Genomic DNA, 25,486 nt, shown 5'->3' with positions numbered 1-25,486 from the left:
GAATGGGTGAATGAAGCGCCATCTAGACGGTAGTCCTCGGGATTTCCGCCGTTGGCGCATCCTCGCCGAACTCTCGATGCAGCAGGAGGGAACGCACCAGCGGACGCGGCCCCTCGGAGCGAAGCATCAGGCTGGCCGGCCGAGGCCGAACCACCTGCGGCCACCAGAACCACCGTCCGAGGATCGTGGCGATTGTGGGCGTCATGAAGGAACGCACGATCAAGGTGTCGAACAAGAGACCGAGGCCGATCGTGGTACCGACCTGCCCGATGATCCGCAGATCGCTGACCACCATGGAGGCCATGGTGAAGGCGAACACCAGCCCGGCGTTGGTGACGACTTTGCCGGTACCGCCCATGGCGCGGATGATGCCCGTCTTTATGCCGCCCGCCAGTTCCTCTTTCATCCGGGACACCAGCAACAGGTTGTAGTCGGACCCGACCGCCAAGAGCACGATCACGGACATCGGCAGCACCATCCAGTGCAATTTGATCCCAAGGATGTACTGCCAGATCAGCACCGAAAGCCCGAACGAGGCGCCCAATGAAAGGGCGACGGTGCCCACAATCACCAGTGCCGCCACAAAGCTTCGCGTCAGGATGAGCATGATGATGAAAATCAAGCAGAGCGCTCCGACGCCTGCGATGAAGAGGTCATAAGTGGATCCGTCTCGGAAGTCTTTGTACGTCGACGCGGTCCCGGCGATGAATATCTTGGAATTCTCCAGCGGCGTGTTCTTGAGCGCTTCCTCCGCGGCCGTCCTGATCTTGTCGATACGCGCCACCCCCTCGGGCGTCGCGGGGTCGCCCAGGTGGGAGATGATGAACCGAGCCGCTTTTCCGTCCGGAGACAGGAACTGGCTCATCGCCTTCTTGAAATCCGCGTTCTCGAAAATGTCCTGGGGCAGGTAGAAGGAGTCGTCATTCTTGGAGGCGTCGAACGCCTCGCCCATCGCGACGGTGTCCTTATCCTCGCTGTCCATCTGGCCGATGATTCCGGACATGGTGCTGTGATTCGTCAGCATCATCTGCCGCATGTCCTCGGACATCGCGATCATCGGCGGAAACTGCTCGAGCAGCTGCGGCATGATCGCGTCCATGTGGTCGAGATGGACGAGCAGCTCTTTCATCTTGTCGCTCAGCGTGTCGACACCGTCGAGCGTGTCGAAGATGCTGCGGAGCGAGAAGCAGATGGGAATGTCGTAGCAATGCCGTTCCCAGTAGAAGTAGCTCCTGATCGGGCGGAAGAAATCCTCGAAATTCGACAGGTCGTCCCGAAGGTCACTAATTACCTCAAACATCTCGTGCGTCTTGGCAATCGAGTCATGAGTCAGGGCGGTCATCTGCTTTTGCAGCTCGTACATCCGCTTCATGTGCTTGATCTGCTCGGCCAACATGTCGGCCTGGACCACCAGGTCGTCCATCCGGGCCTGCATGTATTTCACGTCTTGGTGAATGATCGCCTGTTGCATGCTGAGCAGGAAGGGGATCGAGGTGTGTTGAATCGGCGTGCCCTCGGGCCGGGTTACGCCCTGCACGCGTGAGATGCCGCGAACCTGGAAGATTCCCTTGGCCAGCCGGTGCAACACGAGGAAATCCGCGGGGTTGCGCATGTCGTGATCGGCTTCGATCATCAAGATTTCCGGCATCATTCGCGCTTGCGAGAAGTGACGGTCGGCTGCGGCATAACCGACATTCGCCGGGATGTCCTTGGGGATGTAGGCCCGGTCGTTGTAGCTCGTCTTATAACCGGGGAGGGTCACCAGGCCCACCAGGGCGACCGCGATGGTCGCGACCAGGATCGGCACCGGCCAGCGGACGATCGCTGTCCCGACCCGGCGCCACCGGCCGAAGCCGATGTAATGCCTGGGGTCGAATAGACCGACTCCGCCGCCGACGGTGATGACCGCGGGAACCAAGGTCAGAGCGATCAGGACCGAAACAAGCATGCCTACGGCACACGGCACGCCGATGGTCTGGAAGATGGGCATCCTGGTGAAGCTCAGGCAGAGCATCGCCCCGGAGATTGTCAGACCGGAACCCAGGACGACGGGCGCTACGCCGCGATAGGTGGTGTAATAGGCCGTTTCTCGGTCCTCGCCCGCCTGGCGCGCCTCCTGATACCGGCCGAAGAAGAAGATGCCGTAGTCGGTGCCGGCCGCCATGGCGAGGGCTACCAGCAGGTTGATGGCGAACGTGGAGAGCGCGACGACGCCGTTGTCGCCGAGGAATGCGATAACCCCCCGTGCCGCAAATACTTCAATGCCCACCGTGAGCAGTAGCAAAATCACGGTGAAGACCGACCGGTAGACGAACATCAACACCGTGAAGATGATCACCGCGCCGATCAGGGTCATCTTCAGGATGGAACTATCACCGGCGTGTTGCATGTCCGAAACAAGCGCCGCGGGCCCGGTGACATAGGCGTGCAGCCCCGGGGGCGGAGGCGTCCGCGCGATGATATGGCGGACGGATGCAATCGAGTCCTGGCCCAAGGTGGTGCCCTGGTTACCGGCCAGATTCATCTGGACGTAGACGGCTTTACTGTCCGGGCTTTGCGCGCCCGCCGCGGTGAGCCGATCGCCCCACAGGTCCTGCACGTGCTCGACGTGCTTGGTGTCCGCCCGCAACTCGCGGACCAGTCGGTCGTAGTACGCGTGCGCATCGTCGCCGAGTGGCTGCTGGCCCTCCAGCACGAGCATCGCGAAACTGTCCGAGTCGGACTCCTTGAAGTCCCTGCCCATGCGCTGCATCGCCTGCACCGCCGGCGCATCCTGCGGAGCCATCGGGACGGAGTGCTCGCGTCCGACCGTCTCCAGCCACGGAACACCGAAGGAAACCAGCAGTGTGAACGCCACCCAGCCCAGGATGATGAGCAGCGCGAGCCGGCGAATCATTCGCGGTGCGGAGAAGGCGTGCGCGCGCGGGCTACTCATGCGGACCCGTCCCCGACCACACGTGGAAGCCCGCCACTTATCGCGAATCTTTCAGCAGCAAGGAACGCACCAACGGGCGCGGTCCCGTGGGCCGGAGCAGGGCGCTCGCCGGGCGTGGCCGCACACGCTGCGGCCACCAGAACCAGCGTCCCAGCAAAGCGGCAACCGACGGCGTCATGAATGCCCGGACGACCAACGTGTCGAACAGCAGGCCCATGCCGATGGTCGTGCCCACTTGCCCGATGCTGCGCAGGTCGCTGACCACCATCGAACCCATGGTGAACGCAAACACCAGGCCCGCGTTGGTGACGACCTTGCCGGTGCCGCCCATGGCGCGGATGATGCCGGTGTTGATGCCGGCGGCCAGTTCCTCTTTCATGCGGGACACCAACAACAGGTTGTAGTCAGACCCCACCGCCAAGAGGACGATCACCGAAGTCGATAGCACGGTCCAGTGCAGCGGTGCGTGCAGCAAGTTCTGCCAGACCAATATGGACAAGCCGAATGACGCCCCCAAGGAGAGCAAGACCGTTCCCACGATCACCATGGCGGCAATGAAACTGCGCGTCATGATCAGCATGATGATGAAAATGAGGCAGAGCGCGGAGACACCGGCGATCAACAGGTCGAACTTGGAGCCGTCCACCAGGTCTTTGGTGATCGCTGCGGTGCCGGTGAGATAGATTTTGGCGTTTTCCAACGGCGTGCCCTTCAGCGACTCTTCGGCTGCCGTCTTGATGGCCTCCACCCGCGAAAGACCCTCGGGCGTCGCCGGGTCGCCCCGCTGCGAAATCAGCAGCCGGAAGTCCTTGCCGTCCGGCGACATGAACACCTTCTCGACCCGCTTGAAGGCGTCCGAGCCGTCGATGATTCCGGGCGGCAGATAGAAGGAGTCGTCGTTTCGGGAAGCGTCGAAAGCCTGCCCCATTGCGCTCGGATCTTTGACGCTCGAATCCATCTGACCCATGACGCCGGACATGGTGCTGTGCATCGTCAGCATCATGCTGCGCATGCCCTTCATGATCTCGATCATCGGAGGGATTTCCATGACCATTTGCGGCAGCACAAGATCCAGCTGATCGAGGTTGCCGACCAAGGCTTTCAACTTGTCGTTGACCTCGTCGACACCGTCAAGCGCGTCGAAAATGGACCTCAGCGAAAAGCAGATGGGGATGTCGTAGCAGTGCCGTTCCCAGTAGAAGTAGCTGCGAATCGGCCGCCAGAAATCCTCGAAATCCGAGATGTGGTCGCGCAATTCGGAAGTGATGTCCTGCATTTCATGCGTCGTGCCGACCATCTGATGAGTCGTGTTCACCAGCTCGCGCATGAGACCCACCATGTGCTCCATGATGGCGATCATTTTGCCCATCTCTTCGGCCTGCTTGAGCATGTCATCCATCCGGTCTTTCTGGAATGCCATGTTCTGCAGTTGGCTCGCCTGGGACATGCTCATGATCCACGGAATGGTCGTGTGCTGAAGCGGGACCCCTTCTGGCCGGGTTACGGTCTGCACTGTCGAAATCCCCGGGACCGCAAGAACTCCCTTCGCCAGTTTGTTGATGACCAACATGTCCGTTGGGTTGCGCAAATCATGATCCGTCTCGACCAGCAGAATTTCCGGCATCATCATTCGCGAGCCCGGGAAGTGTCGTTCGGCAGCCGCGTATCCCACATTGGCCGGAATGTTCGGCGGTATGAATTTCTGATCGTCGTAGCTAGGTTTGTAATTCGGCAGGGTCAACAGCCCGATCAGCGCGATGGCCAACGATGCGATCAGGATCGGCGCCGGCCACCGCACAATCGCCGTGCCGAACCGTCGCCATCGGTGCGTCGAGATAGGCCGCTTCGCCTCGAACAGACCGAAGCGACCGCCGGCGGCAAGCAGCGCGGGCCCCAGCGTCAGCGCGACGAGCACCGCTATCGCGATGCCGACGGCGCAGGGGATGCCGAGTGGCTGGAAGTACGGGAGCCGGGTGAAGCTGAGGCACAGAACGGCCCCGGCAATGGTCAGACCCGACGCCAACACGACCTTGGCGACGCTGCCGAAGGTCGTATAGAAAGCCATCTCCCGGCTCTCGCCAACCGACCGCGCTTCTTGGTACCGGCCGACGAAAAATATCCCGTAGTCGGTTCCCGTCGCAATTACCGCTGCGACCAATAGATTGACGGCAAAAGTGGTGAGGCCAACGATCCCTAAATGACCGAGCAACGCGACCATTCCCCGGGCGATCTGCAATTCGAGCCCGACGATCAATAGCAGCAGAATTACCGTCACGACTGACCGATAGACGAGGAGCAGGGTAATAAAGATGACCGCGAGGCTCGCCACGGTGACCAACATGACCGTCTTCTGGCCGGCAATGTTCATATCGGCGACGATCGGCGCAGGGCCCGTGACGTAGACCTTGAGACCCTGCGGGGGGTCGGCGCGCTGCACGATCTTGCGGACGGCCGCGACGGATTCGTCACCCTGGCTGCCACCCTGGGTGCCATTGAGATTGACCTGCACATAGGCGGCCTTGCCGTCTTGGCTTTGCGCCGCACCCCGGGTTATCGGGTCGCCCCAGAAGTTTTGGACGTGCTGCACATGCTTGTGGTCGTCTTCGAGAAGGCGAACGAGACGGTCGTAGTAATGGTGTGCATCGTCGCCCAGTGGCTGCTGACTTTCCAGCAGGATCATTGCCAACGCGCCGGAGTTGGTTTCCTTGAAGTCCTGACCGAGGCGCTCCATCGCTTTGAATGAGGGCGCGCCTATCGGGCTCAGCGACACCGCATGCTCTGCCTCAACTTGTTCCAGCGATGGAACGCCGATGCTGATCAGCACCGCGAGACCCAACCAAGCCAAGATGATCGGCACCGAGAATCGGTGGATCATCCGCGCGAAGAATGGCTGCGAGGCGCGGTCCGTCGCCAACTCTTGATTGCTCATGTGGCCGTCAACACACAGTAGGTGAACGCGTTCAACTCGTGTGAGATCCTCTCGGCTTTGACCACACCATCCACCACGATGCGGCACCCGAGGGTGTCGCTATCACCTTGCGCGACAACATTTCCCACGATCGAAGGCAGGGTAGTCGCGATGTCGAACGACCAAGGAAGATGGATGCCGTTGATGTGATTCGGCTCGCCGTTCGCGTCGAAGTAACTGATGTCGGCCGTCGCCCCGGGCGGTCCGAAGACCTCGTATTTGACGTGCTTGGGGTTGAAGGGCTTAGTGTCCTGCTGCCGAGTGTCGGCGTAAGAAGGGCGTTTTTCGGATCCGAATATCCCGTGCAAGCGGGAAACGGTCAGGCCTCCAGCGGCGACGACGGCAATTATGACCAGCGGGATCCATAAGTGCTTGAGAGCTCTGAACAATCCGGCTCGCCGAGTCCGCCGGTTTTCCCGAGGCGCGCGGACCGCGCCGACCTCTTCGGACGATCGACGCGAAAAGGGCATAAAACGGCGTCGGCGGTCAGACTGTTGGCTGATGTCGCGGCCTTTCGTGATGGCGATATCGGGCCGGGCCCGCACGTCGGGTTCGACCACCGCACCCCCTTTTACCCGTTTCTGACGTCTCTTGCCATATCCGCCGGAACGAACAATCTGTTACATGCGGATTGCGAGCCCAGACTGCAGCACATCGATCGCGGTGTACGTCGCAGACTAGTCGTGCTCCGGCACCTCTTACGAGCCCCGCCCCCCGGGGAGCGCGACCAGGTCTTCATGAGTAAACCACGCCAGCGGTCTCCGTATCAGCCCTTCGACAAGGAGATACGGGATCGTAATGCATACCGCATGCGTAACGGCACTTTTCGGTTGTCGCCCCGGCCGGTTCAGCGGGCCGGCGCCCGCTTGCCCAGTTGGGCTCGGAACGGCGCGCCCCCACCCTCGGTCCGCCCGGCGGCCAAGGCCTGCTCTGGATCGGCAGACCCAGCCAGCTAACGACGATCGGCGCCGGTAGTCAATCGGTTTCGCCGCCGCGCTTCGGTGGCGGGCCGTGGCGGCCGGGCGCTTGCGCGGGGGTGGCTTTTGCGCCCGTTTTCGTGGCCCAGTTGCCCACCGAAAGGGGCTCGCCTCGTGGTGATTTTCCCGGGGGCTCCAGCCCCGGTATCCTGACTAACGACAAGCACCCAAAAATCCATCGTCCTTGAAGGCCGACCTTGCCCAATTGCGAGCCGCACCGGTGAGCCATTACCGCAGGTCACAGCAGCCAACGGCGGCCGCTGCGCAGCCCTGTACCAGCCGAATCTTTAGGGCACGTTAAGAGCCTGGCGGGTCACCCCGGGAACTTTGTCCAAACCTCGGACGCGCGCTAGTGGCTCCAGTATGGTTTGGAACCGTTCCACTCATGTCAACTAGCAGCTTGGAGAACTGTGAGCATCAATCCGTTCGACGACGACAACGGCAGTTTTTTCGTCTTGGTGAACGACGAGGAACAACACAGCCTCTGGCCTGCCTTCGCCGACGTTCCAGCCGGCTGGAAAGTGGTCTACGGCGAGGCGGATCGCGCCGCATGTTTGGAGTACATCGAACAAAATTGGCCCGACATTAGGCCAAAGAGCCTGCGAGACAGACTCGCAACGGGCCGGGGTTTTGACCAGTAACGAGTCGGGGTATGGGGCGGGTGAAGCTTTGGGGGAGTCGATGGAAGTTGGTGATCACACACTTCCGCTGACGCGGGGCCAGCTTGACATCTGGCTGTCGCAAGAAACGGGCTATGTCGGCACGGAGTGGCAGCTCGGCCTGCTGATCAAGATCGAGGGTTCGCTCGATCGTGACGCCCTCCAGCGAGCGATCACCCAAGCGGTCGCGGAGGCCGAACCGGGCCGGGTTTCGTTCTTCGAGGTCGACGGTCACGTCGTCCAGAAGCCGATCGATTACCCCAACGTAGAGCTGACGTTCCACGACTTGACGTCGCTGCCCGACCCTGTCGCAGAAGCGCGGGCGATGGCGTCGTCGATCCAGCGCACCCCGATGGCGTTGAACGGTCAGCTGTTCCAGTTCGTGTTATTCAAAACGGGGGCCACCGAATTCTATTTGTTCGGTTGCTGCCACCACATCGCAATCGATGGATTGGGTATGGCGCTGGTATGCCGTCGAGTGTCGACGATATATTCGGCGATGATGGCCGGGAAACCCATTCCCGATGCCTATTTCGGCTCGGCGCAAGATTTGGTCGACATCGAATCCGAATATGAAGCGTCGGCCGATTATCAAGAAGACCAGGCGTATTGGAGCAACAACCTTCCGCCCGAGAGCGCCTGGGTCGATCGCCCGGCCGAGGCCGCGGGCGGCAAAGACCACTACTCGCCGTCCGCGTCCGTCCAGCTGGACCCGTCCGTCACCACCCGGATCAAACAGCTGTCCAAGAAGCTGGGCATCCGACGGTTTTCCGTCACCACCGCGGCCTGCGCGCTCTTGGTGCGGGCGTGGTCGGGCAGCGGTTCGCAGGTGGCGCTTGACTTTCCGGTGAGCCGGCGGGTGAGCCAAGAGTCGAAGACGCTTCCCGGGATGTTCGCCGGGGTGGTGCCGCTGGTCTTGGACACGTCGCCCACCGCCACGGTTGCCGACTTCTGCAAACACGTCGACACCCGAATTCGGGAGCTGTTGCACCACCAGCGATTCCCCGTGCACACCCTCGAGACTGACGGCCTGCGGCAGGCGGCGAATCGGGTCGGCATCAACTTCCTGCCCATGCGGCTCACCCTCGACCTCGCCGGTTCGCCGGCGACGGCGAGTTACACCAACCACGGGCCCGTCGGGCATTTCAGCCTGTTTTTCCTCGGCGCCGGTGACCAGCTTTTCCTCAGCACCGCGGGGCCGGGCCAACCGTTCGCGGACTTCGGCGTGGCCGACCTGGCGGCGCGGATGCAGCAGGTGCTGGAGGAGATGACGGCCGACCCGGAGCGGTGGCTGTGCTCGATCGACCTGCTGGCCGCCGACGAACCGGCCCAGCTCGACGAGTGGAGCAATCGGGCGGCCCTGACCCAGCCGGTACCCGAGCCGGTGTCGATCCCGGCGGCATTCACCGAACACGTGCAGCAGGCGCCCGACGCCTTCGCGGTCACGTGTGCCGCCACGTCGTTGACGTACGCCGAGCTCGACGAGGCCTCCAACCGGCTGGCGCACCTGCTGGCCGGACACGGCGCGGGACCCGGCGAGTGTGTGGCGGTGATGTTCCCCCGCTGCGCCGACGCGATCGTGGCGATGCTTGCCGTCCTCAAGACGGGTGCGGCCTACGTACCGATCGATCCGGCGCACTCCGCGGCGCGCATGGAGTTCGTGCTGTCCGATGCGGCACCCAGCGCGGTGATCACCACCGCGGACCTGCGTTCGCGGCTGAACGGGCGCGACGACCTGTTGGTCGTCGACGTTCACGACCCCGCCGTCGAAACCCAGCCCAGCACGGCGCTGCCCGACCCGGCGCCGGAGAACATCGCCTACATGATCTACACGTCGGGCACCACCGGAACGCCCAAAGGCGTTGCCATTCCTCATCTCAACGTCACGTGGCTGATCGAGTCGCTCGACGAGGGCCTGCCCAAGGGGCAGGTGTGGACCCAATGCCATTCCGCGGCCTTCGACTTCTCCGTGTGGGAGATCTTCGGTGCGTTGCTGCGCGGTCGCCGGCTGCTGGTCGTCCCCGAGTCGGTGGCGAGCTCCCCGGAGGAGCTCCATGACCTGCTGGTCGCCGAGAAGGTCAGCGTGCTCACCCAGACCCCATCCTCGGTGGCGATGCTGCCGGCAGACGGGCTGGAGTCCACCGCCCTCGTCGTGGCCGGCGAGGCCTGCCCGGCCGACGTGGTCGACCGGTGGGCGGCGCCCGGCCGGGTGATGCTCGACGCCTACGGCCCGACGGAGACCACGGTCTGCGCGTCGATCAGCAAGCCGCTGACCCCCGGAACCGGTGTGGTGCCGATCGGTTCACCGATATCCGGCGCGGCGATGTTCGTCCTCGACAAGTGGCTGCAGCCGGTGCCGGCCGGTGTGGTCGGTGAGCTGTACCTGGCGGGCCGCGGCGTGGGAATCGGCTACATCCGCCGCGCCGGCCTGACGGCTTCCCGGTTCGTGGCCAACCCCTTTGGCGGTCCCGGCGCGCGGATGTACCGCACCGGCGACCTTGTCTGCTGGGGCGAGGACGGGCAGCTGCAGTACTTCGGCCGCTCGGACGAGCAGGTCAAGATCCGCGGCTACCGCATCGAGCTCGGCGAGATCCAGTCGGTGCTGACAGGCCTCGACGGGGTCGACCAGGCGGCCGTGATCGCCCGCGAGGACCGCCCCGGCGACAAGCGCCTGGTCGGATACATCACCGGCACCGCCGACCCGGCGGCGATCCGGGCGGCGCTGGCCGACCGACTCCCGCCGTACATGGTGCCGGCCGCGGTGGTGGTGTTGGAGACGCTGCCGCTGACCGGCAACGGCAAGCTGGACAAGCGCGCCCTGCCCGCACCCGAATACGCCACCGCCGAATACCGCGCCCCGGGTGACGCGGTCGAGGAGATCCTGGCCGACATCTACGCCCAGGTGCTCGGGCTCGAGCGGGTCGGCGTCGACGCCTCGTTCTTCGATCTGGGTGGCGACAGCATCCTGTCGATGCAGGTCGTGGCCCGGGCCCGGGCGGCCGGCATCCTGTTCCGGCCGCGTGACGTGTTCGTCGAGCAGTCGGTGGCCCGGTTGGCCCGGGTGGCCGAGGTGGCGCCCGACGGTGCGGCCGGGGCCGGCGACGACGGCGTCGGGCCGGTGGTGGCCACCCCGATCATGCGGTGGCTGCACAGCATCGACGGGCCGATCGAGCAGTTCAACCAGACGATGGTGGTGCGGGCCCCGGCGGGGGCGGGCGAGGACGACGTGGTGGCGGTGCTGCAGGCGCTGCTGGATCGCCACGCCGCCCTGCGGCTGCGCGCCGACGACGACGGCACCGGCGGGTGGTCGTTGCACGTGCCCGAGGTCGGCGCCGTGGACGCGCGCGGCTGCGTGCACGCCGTCGAGTCGCTGTCCGAAGAGGCGTTGGCGGAGGCCCGGTCGCGGCTGAACCCGGCCGCCGGGGTCATGGTCAGCGCGGCGTGGGCGCCGTCCACGGGCCAGCTGGCGCTGATCATCCACCACCTGGCCGTCGACGGGGTGTCGTGGCGAATCCTGTTGGAAGACTTCAACATCGCGTGGGCCCAGCATCACAACGGACAGCCCATCGCCCTGCTGGCACCCGGGACGTCGTTCGCCCGGTGGTCGTCGCTGCTGCAGGAGCACGCGTACCGGCCCGACGTGGTGGCCCGGGCCGACGAGTGGCGGCAGGTCGCGGCCACCCCGGCCGCCTTGCCGGCGGTGCAACCAGACACGGACACCTACGTGAATGCCGGTCAGCTGTCCGTCTCGCTGGACGTCGAGACGACCCGGCTCCTGCTCGGCGAGGTGCCGGCCGCCTTCCACGCCGGCGTCGGCGACATCCTGTTGATCGCCTTCGGGCTGGCCTTCGCGGAGTTCCTCGGCACCGGTGCGGCGCCGATCGGCGTCGACGTGGAGGGCCACGGCCGTCAGGAAGAACTGTTTCCCCGGGTGGACTTGTCGCGCACGGTCGGCTGGTTCACCACCAAATACCCGGTGGCGTTGAACGGCGGCAGGCTCAACTGGTCGCAGGTGGCCGCCGGCGAGCCCGCGCTGGGGCCGGTGATCAAGGCCGCCAAGGAACAGCTGCGCGCCCTGCCCGACGGCCTGACCTACGGCCTGCTGCGCTACCTGAACGACGACGTCGACCTGGACGGGGCGGACCCGGTGATCGGGTTCAACTATCTGGGACGGCTCGGCGCGGGCGCCGATCTCTCCGACGAGTTGTGGCGGGTCAGCCACGACAGCCTGGCGGTGGCGGCGGTGGCCACGGCGGTACCCATGCCGCTCGCGCACACGGTCGAGCTCAACGCCGGCACCATGGACACCGAGGCCGGTCCGCACCTGCAGGCCAACTGGACGTGGGCCCCGTCGGCGCTGGACGAGGAGCGGGTAAACCGGTTGAGCCGGTTGTGGTTTGAGGCCCTGGCCGGGATCTGCGCGCACGTTCGGGCCGGCGGCGGAGGACTGACCCCGTCGGACATCGCCCCCGCTCAGCTCAGCCAGCAGCAAATCGACAGCTTGTGCCGGCAAGGCGACGTCGCCGACGTGCTCCCGCTGACCCCGGTGCAACAGGGACTGCTGTTCCACACCGCGTTCGCGCCGGACATGGACGACCTGTACGCGGTGCAGCTCGGCATCACCGTCAGCGGTGCGCTCGACGCGGCGCGCCTGCGCGAGGCGGTCCACACCGCCGTCAAGCGGCACCCTAACCTGGTCGCCCGGTTCTCCGAAGACTTCGGCGAGCCCGTGCAGGTCATCCCGGCCGACCCTCAGATGGCGTGGCGGTACGTCGAGCTGGACGGCGACAACGTCGACGAACAGGTCGAGCAGCTGTGCGCCGACGAGCGCGCCGCGGTGTGCGACCTTGCGGACAAGCCGTCGTTCCGCGGCGCGCTGATCCGCACGGCGGCCGACCGGCACCGATTTGTGCTGACCATCCACCACATCGTTGTCGACGGCTGGTCGCTGCCGGTTCTGCTGCAGGAAGTGTTCGCCAGCTACTACGGCGAGCGGCTGCCCGCCGCGCCGTCGTACCGCAGCTTCGTCACCTGGCTGACCAACCAGGACCGCGCCGCCGCGCAAGCGGCGTGGGCCCAGGCGCTGGCCGGCTTCGAGACGCCCACCCTGGTCGGCCCCCTCGGGCAGATCGGGAAGCGCGGCGTCGCCGCCTTCCACGTGCCCGCCGAAACCACGCACGCGCTGGGCGAGCTGGCGCGCTCCTGCCGCACCACCATCAGCACCGTGCTGCAGGGCGCGTGGACGCAGCTGCTCACGTGGCTGACCGGCCAGCATGACATCGCCTTCGGTACGGCGGTCTCGGGACGGCCCACCGAGCTGCCCGGCGCGGACGCGATGGTCGGCCTGCTGATCAACACGGTGCCCGTGCGGGCGACCATCACCGCGACCACCACCGTCGCGGACCTGCTCGAGCAGCTGCAACGGCTACACAACGACACCGTCGACTACGAGCACCTGGCGCTGCCCGAGATCCACCGCGTCACCGGTCACGACCAGTTGTTCGACACCTTGTTCCTCTACGAGAACTACCCCATCGACGCGGGTGCCCTGTTGGGCGTCCACGAGCTGGCCATCACCGACTTCAGCAGCCGCGAATACAACCACTACCCGCTGTCCGTGGTGGCCTCGCCGGGGCACGAGCTGAGCCTGCGCGTCGAATTCGACACCGAGGTGTTCACCGCCGCGGCCATCAAGACGCTCATCGAGCGGTTGCAGCAGGTGATGGTCGCCATGACGGCCGATCCCGCCCGGCGCCTGTCCTCGATCGACCTGCTTGACGCCGCCGAGCACGACCGGCTCGACGACTGGGGCAACCGGCCGGTGCTGGCGGAGTCGGCGCCCAAACTGGCGTCGATTCCGGAGCTGTTCGCCGCGCAGGCGGCCCGCGCCCCGGAAGCGGTGGCGATCACGCACGGCGACCGGTCCTGGACCTACGGCGAGGTCGAGGAACACGCGAACCGCCTGGCTCACCTGCTGGTGAGCCGGGGCGCCGGCCCGGGGGAGCGCGTCGCCGTGCTGTTCCCGAGGACGGCCGAGGCCGTCGTGGCGATCCTGGCGGTGCTCAAGACCGGGGCGGCCTACCTGCCCGTCGACCCGACGGTGCCGCCGGCCCGCATCGAGTTCGTGCTCGGCGACGCCGCCCCGATCGCCGCCGTGACCACCGCGGAGGTGCGGTCGCGGCTCGACGGACAGCACCTGGACGTCATCGATTTCGACGATCCCGCCGTCGCCGCCCAGTCCGGCGCGGGGCTGCCCGCGCCGTCGGCGGACAACATCGCCTACATCATCTACACGTCCGGAACCACCGGCACGCCCAAGGGTGTCGCCGTGCCGCACCGCAACGTCACCCAGCTGCTGGAGTCCTTGGACGCGCAGCTGGCGCTGGGGCAGGTGTGGACGCAGTGCCACTCGCTGGCCTTCGACTTCTCGGTGTGGGAGATCTTCGGATCGCTGCTGTACGGCGGCCGGCTCGTGATCGTGCCGGACGCGGTGGTCCGCTCGCCCGAAGAGCTGCACGCCATGCTGGTCCGGGAACAGGTCAGCGTGCTCAGCCAGACGCCATCGGCGTTCTACGCGCTGCAGACCGCCGATTCGCTGGCGCCCGAGCTGGGACAGCAACTGAAGCTGCAGACGGTGGTGTTCGGCGGCGAGGCGCTCGAACCGCATCGGCTGGGCAAGTGGCTGCACAACCACCCCGGGTTGCCGCGCCTGATCAATATGTATGGCATCACCGAGACCACGGTGCACGCCTCATTCCGGGAGATCGTCGACGGGGACGTCGACAGCAACGCCAGCCCGATCGGCGTGCCGCTGGCGCACCTGGGTTTCTTCGTGCTGGACGGATGGCTGCGGCCGGTGCCCGAAGGCGTGGTCGGCGAGTTGTACGTGGCCGGCCGGGGCCTGGCGTACGGGTACGTGGGACGGTCCGGGCTGTCCGCCACGCGGTTTGTGGCGTGCCCGTTCGGCGGGTCCGGTGCGCGCATGTACCGCACCGGCGACCTGGTGCGCTGGGGGGCCGACGGGCAGCTGCAGTACATGGGCCGCGCCGACGAGCAGGTCAAGATCCGCGGCTATCGCATCGAGCTCGGCGAGGTGCACGCCGCCCTGGCCGCGCTGGACGGCGTCAACGAAGCGGCGGTGATCGCCCGCGAGGACCGGCCGGGCGACAAGCGGCTGGTGGGCTACGTGACCGGAACCGCCGACCCGGCCGAGATCCGCAACCGGCTGGGCGAGCGGCTGCCGACCTACATGGTGCCCACCGCGGTGGTGGTGCTCGAGGCGCTGCCGCTGACCGTCAACGGCAAGCTCGACACCCGCGCGCTGCCGGCGCCGGAATACTCCGACGCCGATCACTACCGCGCCCCGAGCACGGCCATCGAGGAGATCCTGGCCGGCATCTACGCCCAGGTCCTGGGTGTGGAACGCGTCGGCGTCGACGACTCGTTCTTCGACCTCGGTGGCGACAGCATCCTGTCGATGCAGGTCGTCGCCCGCGCCCGGGCGGCCGGCGTCGTCTGCCGGCCGCGCGACATCTTCGTCGAGCAGACCGTGGCCCGGCTGGCGCGGGTGGCCGCGCTGGCCACCGACGACGACGTGGTCGACGAGGGCGTCGGACCGGTGGTCGCGACCCCGATCATGCGCTGGCTGCACAGCGTCGACGGTCCGATCGAGCAGTTCAACCAGACGATGGTGGTGCAGGCCCCGGCCGGGGTGAGCGAAGCCGACGTCGTGCTGGCCCTGCAGGCTTTGCTGGACCGGCACGCGATGCTGCGGTTGCGGGTCGACGACGACGGCGCCGGAGGGTGGTCGCTACGGGTGCCCGAGGTCGGCGAGGTGGACGCCGCCGGCTGCGTGCACACCGCGGAGGCGTTGTCCGACGCGGCGTTGTCGACGGCCGTCTCGCAGCTCAACCCGGCCAGCGGCACAATGCTGCGCGCGGTGTGGGTGCCCGGCACCGGCCAGCTCGCCCTGATCATTCACCACCTGGCCGTCGACGGCGTCTCGTGGCGAATCCTGTTGGAAGACTTGAATATTGCCTGGGCCCAGCACCACAGTGGGCAGCCGGTGGCGCTGCCCGCGGGCGGCATGTCGTTCGCACGGTGGTCCTCGCTGCTGGCTGAGCACGCGCGCCGACCGGAGGTCGTCGACACCGCCGAGGCGTGGCGGCAGATCTCGTCGACGCCGGCCCCGCTGCCGTCGGTGCGGCCCGACATCGACACCTACGTCAGCGCGGGACAGCTGTCGGTGTCGCTCGATGCCGACACCACCCGGTTGTTGCTGGGCGAGGTGCCCGCGGCCTTCCACGCCGGCGTGCAAGACATCCTGTTGGTCGCGTTCGGGTTGGCCTGGGCGCAGTTCCTGGGGACCGGCGCCCCGATCGGGATCGACGTCGAGGGCCACGGGCGCCAAGAGGAGTTGGGTCCGCACGTGGACCTGTCCCGCACGGTGGGCTGGTTCACCACCAAGTACCCGGTCGCGTTGCAGGTCGGTGGGCTGTCCTGGGGGCAGGTCATCGCCGGCGAGTCCGGGCTGGGCGCGCTGGTCAAGGACGCCAAGGAACAGCTGCGCGGCCTGCCCGACGGCCTGACCTACGGGCTGCTGCGCTACCTGAACCCCGACGTCGAACTGGACGTGTCGGACCCGGTGATCGGGTTCAACTACCTCGGGCGGCTGGGCGGTGCCGGCGACCTGTCCAGCGAGCTGTGGCGGCTCGACCAGGACAGCCTGGCGTCGGCCGGCGCGGCGACCGCGGTGCCGATGCCGCTGCCACACACCGTCGAGCTCAACGCCGGCACCCTGGACACCGCCGGCGGTCCGCTCCTGCAGGCCAACTGGACCTGGGCGCGCTCGGCGCTCGACGAGGCCCAGGTGGCCCGGCTGAGCGAATTGTGGTTCGACGCCCTGAGCGGCATCTGCAGCCACGTCCGCAGCGGTGGCGGTGGCCTGACGCCGTCGGATCTGGCCCCCGCGCGGTTGACCCAGCGGGACATCGACGAGCTGTGCCAGCGCTATCCGGTCGCCGACGTGTTGCCGTTGACCCCGCTGCAGCAGGGCCTGCTCTTCCACACCGGCAGCGAGCACGGCAGCGACGACCTGTACGCGGTGCAGCTCGACATCAGCGTGAGTGGCGCCCTCGACCCGCACCGGCTGCGCGACGCCGTGCACACGATGATCAAGCGCCACCCCAACGTGGTGGCGCACTTCATCGAGGATTTCGGCGAGCCCGTGCAGGTCCTCTCGGCCGAGCCGGGTCTGTCGTGGCACTACGTCGAACTCGACACCGAAGACGTCGAACCGGAAGCGCAGATCCAACAGCTCTGCGCCGCCGAACGCGCCGCGGTCTGCGACCTGGCGGAGCGCCCGCCGTTCCGGGCCGCGCTGATCCGCACCGCGGACAACCGGCACCGGTTCGTGCTGACCAACCACCACATCGTGCTCGATGGCTGGTCGAAGCCGATCCTGCTGCAGGAGATCTTCGCCGCCTACTACGGGGTGCAGTTGCCCGGCCCGGTGCCCTACCGCAAGTTCGTCGCCTGGCTGGCGGCGCAGGACCGCGGCGCGGCCCAGGCGGCGTGGCGGCGGGTGCTGGCGGGCTTCGACACGCCGACCCTGGTGGGTCCGCCCGGCCGCGTCAGCCTGGGTCCGCGGGGTGTGTCCTCCTTCCAGGTGTCCGCGGAGACCACGCGTGCGCTGGGTGAACTGGCGCGGTCGTGCCACACCACCGTGAGCACCGTGCTGCAGGCCGCGTGGGCGCAGCTGCTGATGTGGCTGACCGGTCAGCACGATGTGACATTCGGCACAGCTGTGTCGGGCCGGCCGACCGATCTCGCCGGCGCCGAACAAATGGTCGGGCTGCTGATCAACACCGTGCCGGTGCGGGCGACGATCGGCGCCGAAACCACCATCGCCGACCTGCTCGACCAGCTACAAAGCGCCTACAACGACACGCTCGAGCACCAGCATCTGGCGCTCAACGAGATCCATCGTGTAACGGGACACGACCAATTGTTCGACACCATGTTCGTGTACGAGAACTATCCGATCGACACCGCAGCGTTGTCTGCCGTCGATGAGCTGGCTATTAGCGGTTTCACGAATCGGGAATACAACCATTACCCGCTGTCGGTCCAGGCTGTGCCGGGTCACGAATTAGGTCTTCGCGTCGAATTCGATACAGAAGTCTTCGACACGGGCAGAATCGAGAGGTTGGTCGAGCGGTTCAGGCGCGTGCTGGAAGCTATGACCGCAGATGTGGAGGAGCAGTCATGACCGTCGGCGCGGGGCGGCGATTGTTGTCGATCGACTTGCTTGATGGCGGCGAGCACGACCGCCTCGATGAGTGGGGCAACCGGGAGGTGCTGACCGCTCCGATCACGGGGGCGGTGTCGATTCCGGCGCTGTTCGCCAAGCAGGTCGCGCGCGTGCCCGAGGCCCCGGCGCTGACGTTCGAGGGCCGCTCGCTGACGTACCAGGAACTCGACGAGGCCGCGAACCGGCTCGCGCAGCTGCTGGCCGATCACGGTGCGCGCCCCGGCGCGTGCGTGGCGCTGCTGCTGCCGCGGTCGGCCGAGGCGATCGTGTCCATCCTGGCGGTGCTCAAGACCGGTGCGGCGTACCTGCCGATCGACCCGGCGGTCCCGGCGGCCCGCATGGAATTCATGCTCGGCGACGCGACACCGGTCGCCGCGGTCACCACGGGCGAACTGCGCTCACGGCTGGACGGCTTCGACCTGCCGGTCGTCGACGTCGCCGACCCGGCCGTCGAAGACCAGCCGAGCTCGGGACTGCCCGGGCCGGCTCCCGAGGACATCGCGTACATGATCTACACCTCGGGCACGACCGGTACCCCCAAGGGTGTGGCGGTCACGCACCAGAACGTCACCCAGTTGCTGAACAAGCTGCCGGCCGATCTGCCGAAGGCCGGTGTCTGGTCGCAGTGGCATTCGTTGGTCTTCGACGTGTCGGTCTGGGAGATCTGGGGCCCGCTGTTGCACGGCGGCCGGCTGGTCGTGGTGCCCGAGTCGGTGGCCGGATCGCCCGACGAGCTGCACGCGCTGCTGGTGGCGGAGAAGGTCACCGTGTTGTGCCAGACGCCGTCGGCGGTGGGCATGCTGTCGCCCGACGGGCTGGATTCGACCGCGCTGATCGTGGCCGGCGAGGCGTGCCCATCCGAGGTGGTGGATCGCTGGGCCCCGCGCCGGGTGATGATCAACGCCTACGGCCCGACCGAGGGCACGGTGTACGCGTCGATGAGCGCGCCGCTGAAGGCCGAGTCCGGGGCGCCGCCGATCGGTTCGCCCGTGCCCGGGGCGGCGCTGTTCGTGCTCGACAAGTGGTTGCGCCCCGCGCCCGAGGGTGTCGTCGGCGAGCTGTACATCGCCGGTCGCGGCGTGGCCTCCGGATACGTGCGCCGGCCGGGCCTGACGGCCTCGCGCTTCATCGCGTGCCCGTTCGGGGCGCCCGGCGCCCGGATGTATCGCACCGGCGACCTGGTGCGCTGGGGCGCCGACGGGCAGCTGCAGTACCTGGGCCGCGCCGACGAACAGGTCAAGATCCGCGGCTACCGCATCGAGCTCGGCGAAATCCAATCGGCGCTCGCGGCGCTGGACGGCGTGGAGCAGGCGGCGGTGATCGCCCGCGAGGACCGGCCCGGCGACAAGCGCCTCGTCGGCTACGTGACGGGGACCGCCGACCCGGCCGAGCTCCGCACCCAGCTGGGCGAGCGGCTGCCCAGCTACATGGTGCCCGCGGCCGTCGTCGTGCTGGATGCGCTGCCGCTGACCGTCAACGGCAAGCTCGACAAGCGCGCCCTGCCCGCCCCCGAATACCACAAGACCAGCGGCGAGTACCGCGCGCCGACCACGGCCGTCGAAGAGACGCTGACCGCCATCTACGCGCAGGTCCTCGGGCTCGAGCGGGTGGGTGTGGACGACTCGTTCTTCGACCTCGGCGGCGACAGCATCCTATCCATGCAGGTGGTGGCCCGCGCCCGGGCCGCCGGCGTGGTCTGCCGGCCGCGCGACGTTTTCGTCGAGCAGACGGTCGCCAAGCTGGCCCGGGTGGCCCGCGTGGCCACCGACGACGAGGAAGTCGACGAGGGCATCGGCCCGGTGGCCGCGACCCCGATCATGCGCTGGCTGCAGCAGGTCGATGGCCCGACCGACCAGTTCAACCAGACCATGGTGGTGCAAGCCCCCGCGGGTGTCACCCGCGACGACGTCCAGGTGGTGCTGCAGTCGCTGCTGGACCGGCACGCCACGCTGCGGCTGCGGGTCGACGACGACGGCGCCGGCGGCTGGTCGATGCACGTGCCCGACGTCGGCTCGGTCGATGCCGGCACCTGCATGGACACCGTCGACGCGCTCTCCGACGCCGCGCTGGTGGCGGCGCGCTCGCAGCTCAACCCCGCCGCGGGCATCATGTTCCGCGCGGTGTGGGCGGAATCCACGGCCCAGTTGGCGTTGATGATTCACCACCTGGCCGTTGACGGCGTGTCGTGGCGAATCCTGTTGGAAGACTTGAACATCGCCTGGGCCCAGCACCACAGCGGGCAGCCTGTGGCGTTGCCGACGGGCGGAACCTCGTTCGCCCGCTGGTCGGCGATGCTGGCTGAGCACGCCCAGCGGCCCGAGGTCGTCGAGACGGCCGAGGCGTGGCGGCAGGTCGCGGCGACCCCGGCGTTGCTGCCGGCGGTGCGTCCCGACGTCGACACCTACGAGACCGCCAAGCAGCTCTCGGTGTCGCTGGACGTGGAGACCACCCGGTCGCTGCTGGGTGAGGTGCCCGCGGCGTTCCACGCGGGCGTGCAGGACATCCTGCTGATCGCGTTCGGGCTGGCGTGGGCGCGGTTCGTCGGCACCGGCGCACCGATCGGCATCGACGTCGAGGGCCACGGCCGCCACGAGGAGCTCGGCCCGCACGTCGACCTGTCCCGGACCGTCGGATGGTTCACCACCAAGTACCCCGTCGCGCTGATCGTCGGCGAACTGGACTGGGCGCAGGTGATGGCCGGCGACCGGGCACTGGGAGCGCTGGTCAAGAAGGCCAAGGAACAACTGCGTGCCCTGCCCGACCCGCTGACTTACGGGCTGCTGCGCTACCTGAACACCGACGTCGACCTGGACGGCTCGGACCCGGTCATCGGGTTCAACTACCTGGGACGGCTGGGGGCGGCGGCGGATCTCCCCGGCGAGATGTGGCGGATCAGCCAAGACAGCCTGTCGTTCACCGGCGCCGCCAGCGCGGCGTTGCCCATGCCGTTGATGCACACCGTCGACCTCAACGCCGGGACCATGGACACCGAGGCGGGCCCGCACCTGCAGGCCAACTGGACGTGGGCGCCCTCGGCGCTGGACCACGAGCAGGTCAGCCGGTTGAGCCAGTTGTGGTTCGAGGCCCTGGCCGGCATCTGCGCGCACGTGCGCAGCGGCGGCGGCGGGCTCACCCCGTCGGACATCGCGCCCGCTCGGCTGACCCAGCAGCAGCTCGACGACCTCTGCCAGCAGTACGCGGTCGCCGACGTGTTGCCGTTGACCCCGCTGCAGCAGGGGCTGCTGTTCCACGCCAGCTTCGCGCACGACCTCGGCGACGACGTGTACGCGGTGCAGCTCGGCATCACCGTCACCGGCGCCCTCGACGCGCACCGGCTACGCGAGGCCGTGCACGCCGTCGTCGACCGGCATCCCAACCTGGCGGCCCGATTCTGCCCCCAGTTCGGTGAGCCGGTGCAGGTCCTCCCGGCCGACCCGGTGATGGCGTGGCGGTACATCCAGCTCGGCGCGGACGACCTGGATCCCGACGAGAAGATCGAACAGCTCTGCGCCGCCGAGCGCGCGGCGGTCAGCGACCTCGCCAACCGGCCGGCCTTCCGCGCCGCGCTGATCCGCACCGCCGACAACCGGCACCGGTTCGTGCTGACCAACCACCACATCGTGATGGACGGCTGGTCGCTGCCGATCATGCTGCGGGAGATCCTCACCAGCTACTACGGCGAGCGGTTGCCCGCGCCCGCGTCCTACCGCAGCTACCTGACGTGGCTGGCGGCCCAGGACCGCACGGCGGCCCGCGCGGCCTGGGCCGAGGTGATGGCCGGATTCGACGCCCCCACCTTGGTCGGCCCGCCGGCCCGGCTCGGCCTCGGCCGGCGGGGCGTCGAGTCGTACCGGCTGCCCGCCGAGACCACGCGCGCGCTGGGCGAGCTCGCCCGCTCCTGCCACACCACCATCAACACCGTGTTGCAGGGCGCCTGGGCGCAGCTGCTGATGTGGCTGACCGGCCAGCACGACGTCGCCTTCGGCACCGCGGTGTCCGGGCGGCCGGCCGACCTGGCCGGCGCCGAGTCGATGGTGGGTTTGTTGATCAACACCGTGCCGGTGCGCGCCAACATCACCGCGGCCACCACCGTCGTCGAACTGCTGCAGCAGCTGCAGACCGCCCACAACAACACAATCGAGCACGAGCACCTGGCGCTGAACGAGATTCACCGCGTCACCGGGCACGACGCTCTGTTCGACACGCTGTTCCTGTACGAGAACTACCCGATCGACACCAGCGTGCCGTTGGGCTTCCACGAGCTGGCGATCACCGACGTCACCAACCGCGAGTACAACCACTACCCGCTGTCGGTGATGGCGCTTCCTGGCCGTGAGCTGGGCCTGCGCGTCGAGTTCGACACGAGCGTGTTCGACGCCGCGGGGATCGAGTCGCTGATCGAGCGGTTCCAGCGGGTGTTGGCCGGCATGACCGCCGACTCCAGCCAGCGGCTGTCCTCGATGGACGTCCTGGACGGCGGCGAGCGCGCCCGCCTCGACGAGTGGGGCAACCGATCGGTGTTGACCGCGCCCGTGCGCGGCAAGGCGTCGATCCCGTCGCTGTTCGCCAGGCAGGTGGCCCGGACGCCGGACGCGCTGGCGCTGACATTCGCCGGCCACTCGATGACCTATCGGGAACTCGACGAGGCCTCGAACCGGATGGCCCACCTCCTGGCCGAGCACGGCGCACGGCCGGGCGAAAGCGTGGCGCTGCTGCTGCCCCGGTCGGCCGAGGCGATCGTGTCGATCATGGCTGTGCTCAAGACCGGCGCGGCGTATCTGCCGATCGACCCGGCGGTCCCGGCGGCGCGGATCGAGTTCGTGCTCGCCGACGCCACGCCGGTCGCCGTCGTCACGACCGCCGAGTTGCGGTCGCGGCTGGAGGGCTCCGACCTGCTGGTGATCGACGTCAACGACCCGTCGGTGGACGACCGGCCCGCCACGGCGTTGCCCGGCCCGGCGCCCGAGGACATCGCGTACCTGATCTACACGTCCGGCACCACGGGTGTCCCGAAGGGCGTGGCGGTCACGCACCTCAACGCCACCCAGTTGCTCGAGAAGCTGCACGCCGACCTGCCCGACCCGGGCGTCTGGGCGCAGTGGCATTCGCTGGTCTTCGACGTCTCGGTCCACGAGATCTTCGGTGCCCTGTTGCACGGCGGGCGGCTGGTCGTGGTGCCCGAGTCGGTGGCCGGTTCCCCGAAAGACCTGCACGCGCTGCTGGTCGCCGAGCAGGTGACCGTGCTCAGCCAGACCCCGTCGGCGGTGGGAATGCTCTCCCCGGAGGGGCTGGACTCGATGGCCCTGGTAGTCGCCGGCGAGGCTTGCCCGCCCGAGGTGGTGGAGCGCTGGGCGCCGGGCCGGGTGATGATCAACGCCTACGGCCCGACCGAGGGCACGGTGTACGCGGCGATGAGCGCGCCGCTGAGCGCGGACGGGGGAGCGCCGATCGGCGCACCGGTTCCCGGGGCGGCCCTGTTCGTCCTGGACAAGTGGCTGCGGCCGGCGCCAGCGGGCGTCGTCGGCGAGCTCTACATCGCCGGTCGGGGCGTCGCGTCGGGCTATGCGCGGCGCTCGGGCCTGACGGCCTCGCGGTTCGTGGCCTGCCCGTTCGGGGCACCGGGCGCACGGATGTATCGCACCGGGGACCTGGTGCGTTGGGGCGCCGATGGTCAGCTGCAGTACCTCGGCCGTGTCGACGAGCAGGTCAAGATCCGCGGCTACCGCATCGAGCTCGGCGAGATCCAGGCCGCCCTGGCCGGTCTGGACGGGGTCGAGCAGGCGGCGGTCATCGCCCGCGAGGACCGTCCCGGCGACAAGCGGCTGGTCGGCTACATCACCGGCACCGCCGACCCCGCCCGGTTGCGGGCCCAGCTGGGCGAGCGGCTGCCCGGCTACATGGTGCCGGTCGCGGTGGTCGTGCTCGACGCGCTGCCGCTGACGGTCAACGGCAAGCTCGACAAGCGCGCCCTGCCCGCCCCCGAGTACCAGAAGACCGGTGGCGAGTACCGGGCCCCGGCCACTCCGGTGGAGGAGACCCTGGCCGACATCTACGGCCGCGTGCTCGGGTTGCAGCGGGTGTCGGTCGAAGACTCGTTCTTCGACCTCGGCGGCGATTCGCTTTCCGCGATGCGGGTGATCGCCGAGATCAACACGGCCCTCGACGCCAACCTCTCGGTGCGCACCTTGTTCGAGGCGCCGTCGGTGCGGGGCCTGGCCGACCGGGCCGAACGCGATGCCGGCGATGCGGGCCAAGCCGAGGCCGGCGGCCCCAGCTTTGCGTCCGTCCACGGTCCCGAGGCCACCCAGGTCTACGCCGGCGATCTCACCCTGGATAAGTTCATCGACGATGCGACGCTGAGCGCCGCGCCCGCGTTGCCGGGCCCGAGCTCGGAGGTGCGGACGGTTCTACTGACCGGGGCGACCGGCTTCCTGGGCCGTTACCTGGCGCTGCAGTGGCTCGAGCAGCTCGAGCTGGTGGGCGGCACGTTGATCTGCTTGGTGCGGGGCGGCTCCGACGAGGAGGCGCGCCAGCGGCTGGAGAAGACGTTCGACAGCGGTGACCCGAAGCTGCTGCGTTACTTCCAGGAGCTCGCGGCCGACCACCTCGAGGTGATCGCCGGTGACAAGGGTCAGCCCGGATTGGGCCTCGACGAGCAGACGTGGCAGCGGCTGGCCGACACCGTCGACCTGATCGTCGACTCGGCCGCCCTGGTCAACGGCGTGCTGCCCTACAGCGAGCTGTTCGGCCCCAACGTCGCGGGCACCGCCGAGCTGATCCGGGTGGCGCTGACCACCAGGCTGAAGCCGTACGCGTACGTGTCGACCTCGGATGTGGGCCGCCAGATCGATCCGGCGGCGTTCACCGAAGACGCCGACATCCGGGTCATCAGCCCGATCCGCAAGATCGACGGCAGCTACGCCAACGGCTACGGGAACAGCAAGTGGGCCGGCGAGGTGTTGCTGCGCGAGGCCAACGACCTGTGCGGGCTGCCCGTCTCGGTGTTCCGCTCCGACATGATCCTGTCCGACACCAGCTACGCCGGCCAGTTCAACCTGTCGGACATGTTCACGCGGATGGTGCTGAGCTTGGTTGCGACCGGCATCGCTCCGCGGTCGTTCTACCAGTTGGACGCCGAGGGCAACCGGCAGCGTTCACACTTCGATGCGCTGCCGGTGGAGTTCGTCGCCGAGGCGGTCACCACGCTCGGCTCCCAGGTGGTCGAAGGGTTCGAGACGTATCACGTGATGAACCCGCACGACGACGGGATCGGGATCGACGAGTACGTCGACTGGCTGATCGAGGCCGGCTACCGTATCGAACGCATCGACGACTTCGGCGAGTGGCTGCGACGGTTCGAGGCCGCGCTGCGCGAGTTGCCGCAGCGGCAACGCCAATACTCGGTGCTGCCGCTGCTGCACATGCCGAGCGGCCAGCAGGTCGAACCCGGGGAGCCGGGCCGCGGTGCGCTCGCCCCGACCGACCGGTTCCGCGCCGCGGTGCGAGAGGCCAAGATCGGCCCGGACATCCCAAGCGTGTCCGCGCCCGTCATCGTCAAGTACGTGACCGACCTCCAACTGCTCGGGCTGCTCTAGCCCAATGTAAGCCGCAGCGCGCCAACGGATTTCGCGGCGT

6 protein-coding genes are annotated in these 25,486 nt (G+C 67.7%); 3 read left to right on the top strand and 3 right to left on the bottom strand.

Annotated features, from left to right (window positions below; all coding sequences use genetic code 11):
* Positions 1-22 precede the first annotated feature (22 nt).
* Genes BRW65_RS06285 through BRW65_RS06275 form a run of 3 tightly spaced genes read right to left on the bottom strand, consistent with a single transcriptional unit; the run spans position 23 to position 6,373 of the window.
* Positions 23-2,935, bottom strand: a complete 2,913-nt coding sequence (locus BRW65_RS06285; protein WP_073872435.1) for an RND family transporter — start codon at positions 2,933-2,935, stop codon at positions 23-25.
* Positions 2,936-2,972: 37 nt separating this feature from the next.
* Positions 2,973-5,864, bottom strand: a complete 2,892-nt coding sequence (locus tag BRW65_RS06280; protein WP_073872433.1) for an RND family transporter — start codon at positions 5,862-5,864, stop codon at positions 2,973-2,975.
* Complete coding sequence (locus BRW65_RS06275; RefSeq protein WP_084187743.1) at positions 5,861-6,373, bottom strand: MmpS family protein; 513 nt, start codon at positions 6,371-6,373, stop codon at positions 5,861-5,863. The genes BRW65_RS06280 and BRW65_RS06275 overlap by 4 nt, the downstream gene beginning before the upstream one ends.
* 917 nt (positions 6,374-7,290) lie before the next feature.
* Here BRW65_RS06275 and BRW65_RS06270 point away from each other — a divergent pair.
* The 3 genes from BRW65_RS06270 to BRW65_RS06260 are packed head-to-tail and all read left to right on the top strand — an operon-like array spanning position 7,291 to position 25,446.
* Positions 7,291-7,521: an MbtH family protein gene (locus tag BRW65_RS06270; protein ID WP_067778800.1), complete on the top strand. Its 231-nt coding sequence runs from the start codon at positions 7,291-7,293 to the stop codon at positions 7,519-7,521.
* Positions 7,522-7,561: 40 nt separating this feature from the next.
* A complete protein-coding gene (locus BRW65_RS06265) occupies positions 7,562-17,809 on the top strand; it encodes a non-ribosomal peptide synthetase (protein ID WP_073872431.1) in 10,248 nt (3,415 codons plus the stop codon).
* Complete coding sequence (locus tag BRW65_RS06260; RefSeq protein WP_073872429.1) at positions 17,806-25,446, top strand: amino acid adenylation domain-containing protein; 7,641 nt, start codon at positions 17,806-17,808, stop codon at positions 25,444-25,446. The genes BRW65_RS06265 and BRW65_RS06260 overlap by 4 nt, the downstream gene beginning before the upstream one ends.
* Positions 25,447-25,486: the final 40 nt, after the last annotated feature.

It is taken from the genome of Mycobacterium paraffinicum (assembly GCF_001907675.1).
Taxonomy (GTDB): domain Bacteria; phylum Actinomycetota; class Actinomycetes; order Mycobacteriales; family Mycobacteriaceae; genus Mycobacterium; species Mycobacterium paraffinicum_A.
This window is presented reverse-complemented; position numbering and strand designations above follow the sequence as displayed.

Coding starts and splice junctions, on each gene's coding strand:
- BRW65_RS06275 (WP_084187743.1), bottom strand. CDS start 6,373: ATGCCCTTTTCGCGTCGATCGTCCGAAGAGGTCGGCGCGGTCCGCGCG.
- BRW65_RS06285 (WP_073872435.1), bottom strand. CDS start 2,935: ATGAGTAGCCCGCGCGCGCACGCCTTCTCCGCACCGCGAATGATTCGC.
- BRW65_RS06260 (WP_073872429.1), top strand. CDS start 17,806: ATGACCGTCGGCGCGGGGCGGCGATTGTTGTCGATCGACTTGCTTGAT.
- BRW65_RS06265 (WP_073872431.1), top strand. CDS start 7,562: ATGGAAGTTGGTGATCACACACTTCCGCTGACGCGGGGCCAGCTTGAC.
- BRW65_RS06280 (WP_073872433.1), bottom strand. CDS start 5,864: ATGAGCAATCAAGAGTTGGCGACGGACCGCGCCTCGCAGCCATTCTTC.